This is a genomic window from Desulfoscipio geothermicus DSM 3669 (genome assembly GCF_900115975.1).
Taxonomy (GTDB): Bacteria; Bacillota; Desulfotomaculia; order Desulfotomaculales; family Desulfallaceae; genus Desulfoscipio; species Desulfoscipio geothermicus.
Map to the genome: position 1 here is coordinate 42,450 of NZ_FOYM01000015.1, position 12,404 is coordinate 54,853.

Here is a 12,404-nt window from a genome sequence, read left to right on the forward strand (position 1 = left end):
TTAAAAATTTTAAACCTATCCGGTTATTGTGATAACAAGACAATCTGGTATAGGGGGCCGGCTTCTAACTCTAAACCGAACCCCCATTAACGCACAGTATATCAATCAGTTTATCAACCAACCATAATATTTTTCTTTTGAGCCATTTCGTAAGCTACGTCTAGAATATAATCTTCCTGACCGCCTACGATCTTACGACGCCCCAATTCTAACAGTATATCCCTCGGATCTAATCGAAACTTTTCCGCCGCCCGGTAGGTATGCAGGAGGAAACTGGAATAAACCCCGGCATAACCCAAAATTATCGAGGAATTATCAATCACCTGCGGCCGGCGCATCATGGGCTCCAACGTGGTGGCAGCGTCCATGATTTTGTAAAGATCCATATCTACCTTGTAGCCCGCCTTTTTAAGAGCTGCCACCAAAACCTCTGTGCAGGTGTTGCCGGCCCCGGCTCCAAGGCCGCGCAGGGTACCATCCACCACTGTTGCCCCGGCGTCCACCGCTGCCAGAGTGTTACCAACGGCCAGACCGAGGTTGTTGTGGGCATGAAATCCCACAGGAACCTTAAGCACAGAGCACAGGTAGCTTACCTTTTCTTTCACTTCCGACGGGATCATAGCCCCGGCGGAATCTACCACGTAAACAACGTCTGCGCCGTAGCTTTCCATTAACTTGGCCTGTTCGGCGATCTTTTCTTTGCCCACGGTATGGGACATCATCAGGAAACCGACAACTTCCGTACCCATTTCTTTTGCCAGTCCCATATGCTCTTCCGAAACATCTGCCTCAGTAACGTGAGTAGCAATGCGAAAAACTTTTACACCTGCTTTTACGGCCGTCCGCATATCTTCACAGGTACCAATGCCGGGCAAAATCAATGCTGCCAGCTTGGCTCGCTTCAGCGTCGCGGCTACCGCTTTTAGATACTCTTCGTCCGTAGCCGCAGCAAACCCGTATTGGAATGACGATCCGGCAAGCCCATCACCGTGAGTAACCTCGATTACGTCCACGCCTGCCTCATCCAGGGCTGCCCCCACCTGAGCCATTTGCTCCGGAGTAAACTGGTGAGCCATAGCATGCATGCCATCCCGCAAAGTAGTATCCATAATTCTAATGTGAGGCACAGCTTCCAACCTCCTTCCGGTTGTAGACGCCCAGCAAACGCATGGCCATTAATTCTCCCACCCGTACAGCCGCTGAGGTCATTATATCCAGGTTGCCCGCGTAAGTGGGCAAAAAATCTCCTGCGCCGGTAACTTCGATGATAGTGGTTACTTTATTCCCTTCAACAAAAGGTTCCACCCGCAAATGATAACCGGGCACATATTCTTGAATTCGCCTTACAATGTCGTGCACTGCAGACCGAATCAACTCTTCATCCGGATTTTTAACCAGGGTATAGATGGTGTTATGCATCATAATTGGAGGATCGGCAGGGTTAAGGATGATGATCGCTTTCCCTTTCTTTGCTCCACCCACAATTTCCAAGGCCCTGGATGTGGTTTCGGTGAACTCGTCAATGTTCTGGCGTGTTCCCGGCCCGGCACTCTTGCTGGCAAGAGACGCAATGATTTCCGCGTACTGCACACCTGCTACCCGGTTGATAGCGGCAACGATGGGCACGGTGGCTTGACCGCCGCAGGTAACCATGTTCACGTTTATGGCTTCCAGATGTTCATCGACATTTACAGCCGGAACCACGTAGGGACCTACTGCAGCGGGGGTCAGGTCAATAGCAATTTTGCCCGCTTCCCGTAACAAAGGCGCGTGCTTAAGGTGAGGTTTGGCGCCAGTAGAGTCGAAGACTATTTTAATGTCCGGTTCCTGTAAAACTGCGTTGATTCCTTCGTGAGAAGCCTTTATCCCTAGTGACTTAGCCCTGGCCAGTCCTTCCGACTCCGGGTAAATACCTACCATCATAGCCGCTTCTATGTATTTACTGCGCAGCAGCTTATACATCAAGTCAGTCCCGATATTGCCCGGCCCAACGATTGCCGCCTTAACTTTTTCCAAAACAAAACCCTCCTCAAGTGTCATGCGTTGTTTATTCCACGAATCTGGCTGATACCGATCCAAGACGATCAAAGGTTGCATGAATCACCGTACCGGGTTCAACTGCAACTGCCTGGGTTAATGAACCGGAAAGCACCACCATTCCAGGTTCTAGGCTTAAATTGTAACGGGCGATAGCATTGGCCAACCAGGCCACCGCCGCCGCAGGATGTCCCAGCACTGCCGCCCCCGCACCAGTAGCAACAACCTGCCCGTCTTTTTCCAGTGCCAACCCCAGTAAACGCAAATCCAGTCCATCAACGGGCATCAATGCCCCTCCAAGAACAATGGCTGCCGAAGAAGCATTGTCGGCGATGGTATCTTGAATCTTTATCTTCCAGTCCTTAACCCGGCTATCAATAATCTCCAGTGAAGGCATCACCCCGGCAGTGGCTCTTAGTACATCTGCCACAGTCACGCCGGGCCCGCACAAACGCTCGCGCAGCACGAAGGCTACCTCTGCTTCTACCCTGGGCTGGATTAAACGCGAGAGGCTCACTGGTTCCCCTTCGAATACGACCATTGAATCCAGAACGTGGCCGTAATCCGGCTCGTGCACTCCCAACATCTGTTGCATGGCCTTGCTGGTCAATCCAATCTTCATTCCCACTACCTTTTGCCCACGGGCCAGCTTTTGTTCTAACATTTTGAGTTGGATGTTGTAGGCAGTGGGAATGTCCACTTCAGGCCATTCCACAGTAAGGGGGTTAGTGGGAATACGGGTTTCCTCAGCCCGCAGCAGGCGTTCAGCCCACTCCTGAATTCTGTTCTCCATTATGATTTTTTTCACCTCTATTCGATAATATAGAACGGTGTTTATAATTCTCCGTATTTATTTAGCGGGCGAGTTTAAACTCTCCCGCGCACCTCAAACCGTAGATCCGCCATAGGAGCATCAAGAACGGCGCGTCCCACATCAATGACGTCCAAATCCGTTTCCAACAATAACGGCAGGTCGCGCTCCGTTACTCCCCCGGCAAAGGCAAGGCGTACCTTTTCTCGCCAACCACCCTTCCTGAGATGAGTGGAAAGCTTAACTACATCCTCGACCATTCCGGTATCCACCATCAGGATATGGGCGCCTCCTGCAATGGCCAGCTCAGCCTCGGCAGCAATTTCACCCCACTCACCTTTTAGCTGAATAATCTTCTGTCCCGGCATACCGGCTACTGCTTTCAGGGTGGCCGCGATACCGCCCAACATTCGAACATAGTTTTTATCCAGATATATGAAAGGGGGTTCCGCAATACGCGTATCGAGTCCCCCCAGCGACGCTGCCCGGCGTAATAAGAAGCGCCAGGGTAGAGGAAGCTTCTTCCACCCACCGCAGACCACCTGCACTCTGGGGGAAAGTACAGTGCTGAAGAAGTGGGCGGCAGTGGCCACACCGGATGCCTTCCCAATCCAACCGGATATCCGGTCTTCTGCCACTGCCAGGCTAACCGGAGTTCCCACCAGTTCCAATAAAGGGCTGCCGGGCAGAACCACCTCTCCCTCCTGCACCATCACCCGTACCTGAAGTTCTAGTTTCTCTGCTTCCTGGAGGGCCTCATCCATACCTGCCGCTACCACTGAATGGGTCGGCACAATTTCCGCCCGGCAAAACGCCTTCTCCAGGCCGTGAAAGATAGTCCAGCGCAAGTCATCAGAAGGGAGAATGCACTTTTCCACAGTCCCTTTATACCCTCCTTCAATTTTCTCTTATTTTATGACCTTACCCGGGTCAACACCTCTTTGTTTCAGCCACTTGGGCAGTAGTTCTTCGTTCACCTTGCGGGAAGCAACGGGGGCCCTCTGCAGTAAGTGTTCGCCTAAAGAACGGCTTACATTCAGGGCACCGGAAGCTCCGTCAAAAGCCAAGATTTTATCGGTACCCGCCACCCGTTTGGCAAAATCAACCGCCGCTTCCAGGTCTTCAGAAACCAAGGCATGTTTGGTGTAGCTGAGATTTTGCGGATCGCGGTTGAACAACTCCGCCTGCTCCCCCCCCACTATAATGGTAGGTATCTGCTCGGTAAAGAAAGCGCTAGGATATCCTCCCCAGGCATAATTATGGACGACTACTTTAATTGCCGGGTTAACCGGAGGAATGTCGTTAAGTAAGGGCTTGCCGTCTTCGCCGTAAAATGCCTCGGTATACCAGGTGTAGGGAGGCAACGGGTCGTCCAGGTCGAAAAGGTCGCGGTTGGCTCCTACAAAGTTTGCGTATATAACTCCGGCGGCAAACACGTACGGTACCGGGCTGGGAAAATCCAGGACAGTGATGGCTTCGTCAATCTCTCCTAAAAGGGTCATCATCTTGCCGTAGTCCCGGCACCCCAAAAAGGTAACCCTGTCATTAAGGGCGTACAGATCGTTGTCCGCGTCCACCCCCACAACACCATTAGGTGACATGGTCAGAAAAACCGCACAAGCAAACTTCTCTTGCACAAAAGGTGAGTCGAAAATGGACCGGGCTACAAAGTTGGCTGCCCGCGGCCCCAGGTTTTGGTGATAAGTGGAACGGGTTTCAATCCGGGCATAAGACATGCCAAAGGGTTTAACGGCCCTGTCCACCTGGCGGTGAAAGTGCACTTCGCGCACATCGCTGTTGTGGGCGTGTATGATCCATCGGGCGTCGTATATCTTCTTGATCCCGTAAAGAGTACCGATCTCGGTTTCAATGGCCACTCCCTCGTCCACTGGAGCCACGCCGGCGGCTTTGCCTGCATAGTGTTCATCCAACCCGAAAGATTTAATGTACTCCTCGCTCTCCCGGAAGCGCAAACCCACTCCTACCCGTAAGCGGATATCCTTACAACCGGTACGCTCCTCCACCGCGTCCCGAATAACTTTGAGCATTTCTGCATAAGGCGCACCGCCTAATAAAGTAAACCCGTGGTGGGAACCCAGAATGTTTACTGAATCGCCGGGCTTGATCATGTCCAGGTCTACTTTTTCCAACTGACGCCGGGTAGCCTCCCGAACACCCTCCAAACCGCGCTCGCCCGGGTAGATCACCGGAGAAGCATCCGGGAAGAGGTCCCGTACCAGAACGGAAACCATATCCGGCAAATCCACGGCCCGCTTGCGCACCAACTCGGGGGCAACACCATATTGAGAACGCCGCGGCGGTAAAGGTTTAATCGGCTCACGCAACATTAGCGTTTCCTCCTTTCATCGGCTTCTACCAAAGCATCAAGCAATTTACGATCTTCATTGAAATAGAAGCCACGCCGGGCATATTTCTTTTTAACTTCTTCTGAAATGTCCCAAACCGTTGGCGTAAGACCGTACCACTGGTAACCCCTGGCCGGGCGCTCCGGTACAATTCCCGCCGCATGCAATAACCGCAGCACCGGCTGAATACACTCCACCTTGCACCCGGTTCGCACCCCTGTCTGCCGGGAAACCTCCTCCGGCGATTTTGCCCCTTGAAGAACCGCCGCTGCTACTTCCTCGGCTCTAGTAGCCGTACAGTAGCAAATAATCTGCTCTGGATGCAAACGCGCCCTCCGGCAGAGATCGATTACAGCCCCCCTGTCCAGTCCTTCCAAATTCGTTTGTACTACCCGTGAATGTTCACGGTGAACCATAGTAATAGCCATTTCCGGACAGCGCTGCTCACAATTAGCACAACCCATACAGTTTTCCAGGTCTACCACCGCTTTTTTGCTTTCCATCTTAATGGACAGCACCGGGCATACCCGTTCACAACGCATACAGCCCTTGCATTTATCCATATCTACCACAGGGTACATGGTTACTGTGCGCATTGACACACCTCCTTCGTACGACATTACCAAATGCTGTTCGTGCTTATAGAAATACTTCGCTCCATTACTTAAAAATCCTCCTACTCCCCCAAAAAAATTTTTTTTAGCTAAAAAAATTTACACCCTTAAAAAGAGGTGCTCAAGGGTTTCCCCAGAATAAATTGCTGGGTTGGAAATATAATATTCGCCTTAACCTTACAAAGTTACCAAGTTTGTGTTAGAGTAGGGGTATCGAACTTTAAGTCTAAATCCTGTCGTAACCATCTAATTTTACATTTTGGCCCATCTGCCGGGAAATCTCCCTGGCAACCTCCTTGAGCGACTTGGCGACACATGACATCTTATCCTCTGTCATTCGCAATGTCGGTCCGGAAACACTCAATGCGCCCACTGGATAATGACCATAACCGACTATGGGCGCCGCTACGCAGCAGAGCCCTTCTTCAATCTCTTCCCGATCGAAAGCTACTCCTTCTTCTCGGATACGTGCCAACTCTGTGACCAATTCCTCCCAGGTGGTAATAGTGTTAGCGGTAAATCCGGGTAACCCGTGTTTTTTGACAATAAGCTTCACCGTTTCCTCGGGAAGAAAGGCTAAGATCGCCTTCCCCACGCCGGTGCAATGGGCGGGTAGCCGCCTCCCAATGCGAGAGACTATGCGGATGGATTGCGAACTGTCAATTTTATCCACATAAACCACCTGGCCGTCTTCCATAATCACAAGGTGCACTGTTTCTCTGTGTTCATCAACCAGTTGTTGCAAGTAAGGAGCCGCCGCTTGACGCAGATCACAATTCTCAAGAAAAGCTCCACCTAACGCCAAAACTCGGTAACCTAACGAATAATGACCAGTTTTTCCTTCCTGATGCACATAGTTATGCTTGGCTAAAGTTTGCAGCAGCCCGAAGATGGTGCTTTTATGCAGCCCTAACTCACGGTTTAGCTCCGAAAGGGAAGTTGGTCCCTTGCGGAGGTACTCCAGAATCATGATTGCTCTTTCCAACGATTGAATAGTATTACTTCCCTTCACGGCTCCGCTCCTACTTTTAGTTCTTCCCATAAATTTATTTACTCCTTTATCTCCTAATTATTATTTTTTAGATTTGATATAATTTTATATCTTATTTTACATTGTCGCAACCAGTTTCGAAAATTTTCCACAGATGCAAAGTTCACCCTACTAGTTTATATGGAATAATTAATTTTCGACCAGACATCCACATTTTAAAGGAACATCCCTGCGCTTTGGTATCTTTTAAAAATCCTATCCATAGCCTCGGTATTGTCCTTGGACACGGTATGCCAAGCAGGATCAGGGCACAATAGATGTATATCTCTTATTAGATTTTCATTAGTAAATAGATAAAAAATTTTTCAGAATAATTTTTTTGAAGAAGGAATTAAGGGAGCCTAAAAATAAATTTATTATAAACGAATGCCATTTGATAAAATAAAACAGAGTACTGTACCAAATACCATTCAGGCCATTTATTGCAGAAGGCTTCTCTTATTACACACAGTGGCTGAAACAAAAGGGGTGAATCCTAAAAAGTTAGGCATAGGGCAGGATAGGTTCTACAAGCTAAAACAGAAACTCTTTTCGTTGATACCACGAATGAAGATTATTTTCCTTCTAAAACCTTACATTTTTGCAAATCAGGAGAAATGCTCTAAAGAAATGGATCCCTTTTCAGCCTATTTTTTCTCTAAATGAACCGGGTAAGGAGGTAACTAAGCTTGGAATTGAACTTGCTCCAAAAAACTGAACTATGGATCAATAATATTGAACTGCGCGAGGTCAACCTGAATGAATTGGCTGCCGCTGCTGCACGCGTGCTGGGATTACCTGTTGATGCCTTACTGGTGGTGGATGTGCGGGACAAGGTGGTGGTGCTGGATATTTTACGGCGTTCGATACAGGCGGAACAAATCGTGGGACGAAAAAAAGAGTTACTTTTAGGTCTCGCCCAGGTACCTGGAGTTATAATTACGCCCCAAACTGAGGTGCATGCACAGGGTGTACTGGGCCTGATCGCCGCTGAACCGGAGTTGAGGGATGAATTACTAAAACAAACCGCTCAACTGGCCAAGCAAGTAAAGGCTGGCATTGCCCGACGGGGAATAGTTTTTGCATCAGGTTGGGAAGTTCAGAAAGGTTTAATCGAAGATACAAACTCTCCTTATCTGATTAAATTATTTGAACAGCATGGTTACCGCATGAGCTTTGGCGGTATTTTGCCTGACGACCTGGTCATGATTACCGGACGCCTGCGGATGACCGTAAGTGACGGTTACGGTTTGATAGTAACTACCGGCGGAGTGGGCGCTGAGGACAAAGACTGGTCTGTTGAAAGCATATGCCGTTTAGACCCAACGGCAGCAACGCCTACATACCTTCATTTCCATGCCGGGCAGGGGCGGCACGTTAAAAACGGAGTGCGAATTGCCGTCGGGCAGGTAGATTTGACAACCCTGGTCGCCCTGCCCGGCCCCCATGACGAGGTACAGCTGGCGGCTCCCATCTTATTGAAAGGATTAGAGGACGGATGGAGCAAAGAGCAATTGGCCACGGCCTTGGCCGGAGTATTGCGTGAAAAATGGCAAAAGGCCATACATCAGGAGATATGATTTATTAAGGAGTAGAGAAAGTATATGGTTATAGATGAACTGCGACAACTGCTGAACGATGTAAAAAATAACAAAGTTGACGTCGGAGACGCCCTAACCAGGCTAAAGACCTTGCCCTACGAGGACCTCGGCTTTGCGTTGATGGATCACCACCGGGCACTGCGTAAGGGTTTCCCCGAAGTGATTTTCTGCCAAGGCAAAACGGTGGAACAGATCGCCCAGATCTTCAAAAAGCTCTGCGGCGGGCAAAGGAGTATTCTGGGTACCAGGGCTACCAGGGAAGCCTTTAAAGCGGTACGGGAGATTTACCCGGACGCAGTTTACCATGAACTGGCTCGGACTATTGTGGTTTACCGGGGCGAGCAGCCGCCCAAAAAGGGCAGGGTCCTGGTAATGAGCGCCGGTACCGCTGACCTGCCAGTAGCGGAAGAGGCCGCCATTACCGCCGAGGCAATGGGGAACGAGATAAGGCGCTGCTATGATGTCGGCGTAGCGGGGATTCACAGGCTCCTGGACAAACTGGATATGATCCGCTGGGCTCACGTCATCATTGTGGTGGCAGGTATGGAAGGCGCACTGGCCAGCGTGGTGGGCGGGCTGGCCGACCAGCCCATTATCGCGGTGCCCACCAGCGTGGGTTACGGGGCCAGCTTCAACGGTCTTTCCGCCCTCCTCTGCATGCTGAACAGCTGCGCCTCGGGCGTAGGTGTGGTTAATATTGACAATGGTTTCGGCGCCGGAGCGCTGGCTAACGCCATTACCCAAATGATTGAGAGGGCAAGCGCATGAAGATAGCCTATTTTGATTGTTTTTCAGGAATCAGCGGGGATATGTGCCTGGGCGCCCTGATTGGCGCCGGGGTTGATTTCGAGCAGTTAAAGGAAGAACTGGCGAAACTGCCCGTTAAGGGCTACGCCCTGCGACGGGAAAAGGTGAAGCGGAACGGGATCACCGCAGTCAACGTCTTTGTGGACCTGTTGGAGGTGAGCCAGCCGGAGCGGCACCTGGCCGATATCTACCAGATTATCACCGACAATACCTTGCCGGAAGAAGTGAAGGAAAAAAGCAAAGCCGTCTTCAACCGCCTGGCTGTGGCAGAGGCCGCAGTGCACGATACTACCCCGGACTGCATCCATTTTCACGAGGTAGGGGCGGTGGACGCCATAGTGGACGTGGTGGGTACCGTGCTGGGTCTGCACCTTCTCGGTGTGGACAAGGTCTACTCTTCACCCCTGCCCATGGGGAAGGGCTTTATCCAGTGCATGCACGGCATCATCCCCTCCCCGGCCCCGGCCACACTGGAGATTTTACAAAACGTACCTATTTACGGAGCGGACATTGGAGAAGAACTGGTAACACCTACCGGGGCGGCCCTGATCTCCACCTTGACGGAAGCCTTTACCGAATTTCCGGCGCTGACCGTTGAAAAAATTAGTTATGGAGCCGGGAAGAAAGTTATGGAGCACCCCAACCTTCTGAGGCTAATTATAGGGAAGCCCTATGAGTCCAGAAGGTCCGGACCCATTCCCTGCCACGGTAGGCATGACCACGGGCCCCGCCATGACAATAACCACGTCCAACATGGCCCAGGGCATAAACACGGTCATATGTATGAACACGGACACCTACAAGATGGAAAATGTATCACCTGGGTGGACACGGACGCAGCCGGGCAATCCATAGCGACCGCCGTAGCTGAAATATTGCCGGGTTCTCTGTTCGTGTTACCGCCGGAAAACCTGTATAACTACAAAGACTGGGTTTCCCGCCTGAAAGAGAATAAGAATCTGGCCGATACGGAGCAGGAGGAGTACCTTGGTGAGCCGGAAACGTGGGACAAGCTTTTTAAACCGGCAAAAACAGTTTGCGCGCCATATTAACTGCCAACTAATTTCGAAAAAGCTAGCCTTTATAAGTAAAGAGCTGGTTAAAATAGCTTTTTCCCGCCGGAGAAAGGAGTAGCGACCGTGCAGACCGGCACCGGAAAACATACTGTTTATGACATGGCAAACAACAACGGAAGCACCGCATCGGCTGTGGCCGGCGGGCTTGCATCCGCCGCCCTGGCCTATTTCCGGCTCAACCTGATGCTGGTGGTGCTGGGAGGTATCGCCGGAGTTTACTTATGGAACATGCTAGTATAAGAAAGAGGGACCGCTTTTTTAAAAAACAGTCCCCATGATATGCTAAAAATTTTCATTTAGAAAAGGATTAAACATAAAAATATTTTCTTGACATATTACCTTAGCACTACCCAATTTCAACTTTATAAGACGCTGCAAACCCCGCAGGAGAATCCTGCGGGGCTTGCTTTGGTGACCCATGATGGACTCGAACCATCGACACCCTGATTAAAAGTCAGGTGCTCTACCAACTGAGCTAATGGGTCAGGTTAGGCCGCTTTAGTGCGACCGTATATTTATTTGTTTGGCTGGGGCGGCTGGATTCGAACCAACGCATGACGAGTCCAAAGCCCGTTGCCTTACCGCTTGGCTACGCCCCAGCGTAAGTGGGGTGGATGATGGGACTTGAACCCACGACCCCCAGAGCCACAATCTGGTACTCTAACCAGCTGAGCTACATCCACCACATCAATGCCAGGGGCTTTGGCCCCCGACGCAAGAATTATCTTACCACACCCGGCATTTGAAGTCAATAAATATTTCAAGGTAATTTTACCCTGCCTGGTTGTCCCAGTCAAGAGTTTTACTCCCGATCCATGGCTTCTTTTAATTTGTTGTAGGTGACCTCCAACGCCTCCGAGATTACCCGAACGTCGCCCAGTACGGGCATAAAGTTGGTATCGCCGCCCCACCGGGGCACAATGTGAATGTGAAAATGTCCCGGTATCCCGGCCCCTGCTATTTTGCCCAGGTTTACACCCACGTTAAAACCATCGGGATTGAAGGCACTGCGCATCAGCTTCACCATGCGCTGCGTGACGGAAAACAACTCCTGCATTTCGCCCGCATCCAGGTCCTCGATGTCACCCACATGCCGCCTGGGAGCGACCAGCAAATGACCGTTGTTATATGGGTATATATTTAGTATAACAAATACCTTTTCACCGCGATACAGCACATAATTCTCCCGGTCCTTCTCCACGGCGGCGTTTAATTTCTCACAAAATATACAGCCTGATCCGTGATCTTTACCGATATAAACGCCGCGCCACGGCGCCCAGAGCCTGTCCATGATTTTCGTGCCCCCTGTTGTTTTGCTTTATTTCTTTTATAGCAATTCTATGCTAACGGGGCAAATCCTGCCGGTTTTAGTTTCTTTGCCATACTTCCAGTTGCGGGTAGTATTTATATGATTGGCCGTTCCCCTGTCCGAAATACTTAAACTGCACCAGATTGCCGCTGTTGTCAAAATGCATTTCACCCGACGCATCCCAGTGCGGGCAGGTCAATTCATTGTATATAATAATGTGCCGCAGGCTGTCATTTTCATGCAGGAAAGCAATAAATTTATTTAAAACCCGGAGTGCGCGTTCCCGGTCCCGACCGTGATCCCACTCTCCGTACTTATCCCGGCTCAACATGCCGCGTAAAAGTTGGGGGTGAAAAATAACAATATTACTGAATAAATCAGGCATAGTTATGACCGTGCCGCTTTGCCAGCCCGGCAAGTTCCCCACCTTGATCAAAGCTCGCTTCAATATGGCCAGCAGGCTCTCCCGCTCCACCACAGCGGCCAGACAATGCTCCCGGGAAACGGTCAGTTTATTTTCCATTTGCAAACGCCGGGCCTTTTTGCCCACCAGCTCCGCAACCGGAAAGTCGGGCTTGTCCCCGAAATAGGAAAATCTTTTTGACACGACCATACCGCGCATTACCCGCTCGGGTATCTCCATAAAAATATCGTCCAGCGTTATCCTTTCAATCATGTCAAAACCAAAATCACAGCCCATTTCCATGCCGTCTTTGGTCACCCCTGCGATGTAATACAAGCTGTTCACCTCCA

Annotated in this window: 13 protein-coding genes and 3 tRNA genes; 4 read left to right on the plus strand and 12 right to left on the minus strand. The window is 50.5% G+C overall.

Annotated features, from left to right (window positions below; all coding sequences use genetic code 11):
- Window positions 1-113 precede the first annotated feature (113 nt).
- From dmpG to BM299_RS20460, 7 genes are all read right to left on the minus strand, one after another.
- Window positions 114-1,136, minus strand: coding sequence for a 4-hydroxy-2-oxovalerate aldolase (dmpG, locus tag BM299_RS10305; protein ID WP_245779726.1), 1,023 nt, complete (start codon window positions 1,134-1,136; stop codon window positions 114-116).
- Window positions 1,114-2,016 carry an acetaldehyde dehydrogenase (acetylating) gene (locus BM299_RS10310; RefSeq protein WP_092483684.1) on the minus strand — a complete coding sequence of 301 codons (903 nt, stop codon included), beginning with the start codon at window positions 2,014-2,016 and terminating at the stop codon, window positions 1,114-1,116. The genes dmpG and BM299_RS10310 overlap by 23 nt, the downstream gene beginning before the upstream one ends.
- 31 nt (window positions 2,017-2,047) lie before the next feature.
- Window positions 2,048-2,830, minus strand: a complete 783-nt coding sequence (locus tag BM299_RS10315; protein WP_092483782.1) for a 2-keto-4-pentenoate hydratase — start codon at window positions 2,828-2,830, stop codon at window positions 2,048-2,050.
- A 74-nt stretch (window positions 2,831-2,904) separates the two neighbouring features.
- The gene (locus BM299_RS10320; RefSeq protein WP_092483686.1) at window positions 2,905-3,726 is read right to left on the minus strand and encodes a beta/alpha barrel domain-containing protein; all 822 of its coding nucleotides are present in this window, start codon (window positions 3,724-3,726) and stop codon (window positions 2,905-2,907) included.
- 30 nt (window positions 3,727-3,756) lie between these two features.
- A complete protein-coding gene (locus tag BM299_RS10325; RefSeq protein ID WP_092483688.1) occupies window positions 3,757-5,196 on the minus strand; it encodes a hypothetical protein in 1,440 nt (479 codons plus the stop codon).
- A complete protein-coding gene (locus BM299_RS10330; RefSeq protein WP_092483690.1) occupies window positions 5,196-5,810 on the minus strand; it encodes a 4Fe-4S binding protein in 615 nt (204 codons plus the stop codon). The genes BM299_RS10325 and BM299_RS10330 overlap by 1 nt, the downstream gene beginning before the upstream one ends.
- Window positions 5,811-6,054: 244 nt before the next feature.
- Window positions 6,055-6,870, minus strand: a complete 816-nt coding sequence (locus BM299_RS20460) for an IclR family transcriptional regulator (RefSeq protein ID WP_092483692.1) — start codon at window positions 6,868-6,870, stop codon at window positions 6,055-6,057.
- Window positions 6,871-7,547: 677 nt separating this feature from the next.
- Between BM299_RS20460 and BM299_RS10345 the strand changes: the two genes are divergently transcribed.
- The 4 genes from BM299_RS10345 (at window position 7,548) to BM299_RS19325 (ending at window position 10,582) form a co-directional block, all read left to right on the plus strand.
- On the plus strand, window positions 7,548-8,438 hold the full coding sequence (locus BM299_RS10345; protein WP_092483696.1) for a molybdopterin-binding protein: 891 nt from the start codon (window positions 7,548-7,550) through the stop codon (window positions 8,436-8,438).
- A 24-nt stretch (window positions 8,439-8,462) separates the two neighbouring features.
- Window positions 8,463-9,227, plus strand: a complete 765-nt coding sequence (gene larB / locus BM299_RS10350) for a nickel pincer cofactor biosynthesis protein LarB (RefSeq protein ID WP_092483698.1) — start codon at window positions 8,463-8,465, stop codon at window positions 9,225-9,227.
- Window positions 9,224-10,318 carry a nickel pincer cofactor biosynthesis protein LarC gene (larC, locus tag BM299_RS10355; protein ID WP_245779727.1) on the plus strand — a complete coding sequence of 365 codons (1,095 nt, stop codon included), beginning with the start codon at window positions 9,224-9,226 and terminating at the stop codon, window positions 10,316-10,318. The genes larB and larC overlap by 4 nt, the downstream gene beginning before the upstream one ends.
- Window positions 10,319-10,405: 87 nt before the next feature.
- Complete coding sequence (locus tag BM299_RS19325) at window positions 10,406-10,582, plus strand: hypothetical protein (RefSeq protein WP_165608265.1); 177 nt, start codon at window positions 10,406-10,408, stop codon at window positions 10,580-10,582.
- A 169-nt stretch (window positions 10,583-10,751) separates the two neighbouring features.
- On the opposite strand, the gene BM299_RS10360 is transcribed toward BM299_RS19325, so the two are convergent.
- The 5 genes from BM299_RS10360 to BM299_RS10380 all read right to left on the minus strand — a co-directional run bounded on the left by BM299_RS10360 (window position 10,752) and on the right by BM299_RS10380 (window position 12,390).
- A tRNA-Lys gene (locus tag BM299_RS10360) sits at window positions 10,752-10,827 on the minus strand.
- Between the two features lie 39 nt (window positions 10,828-10,866).
- A tRNA-Gln gene (locus BM299_RS10365) sits at window positions 10,867-10,941 on the minus strand.
- A 7-nt stretch (window positions 10,942-10,948) separates the two neighbouring features.
- A tRNA-His gene (locus tag BM299_RS10370) sits at window positions 10,949-11,025 on the minus strand.
- A 119-nt stretch (window positions 11,026-11,144) separates the two neighbouring features.
- On the minus strand, window positions 11,145-11,633 hold the full coding sequence (locus BM299_RS10375) for an HIT family protein (protein WP_092483700.1): 489 nt from the start codon (window positions 11,631-11,633) through the stop codon (window positions 11,145-11,147).
- 76 nt (window positions 11,634-11,709) lie between these two features.
- Window positions 11,710-12,390, minus strand: coding sequence for a hypothetical protein (locus BM299_RS10380; protein ID WP_092483702.1), 681 nt, complete (start codon window positions 12,388-12,390; stop codon window positions 11,710-11,712).
- Window positions 12,391-12,404: the final 14 nt, after the last annotated feature.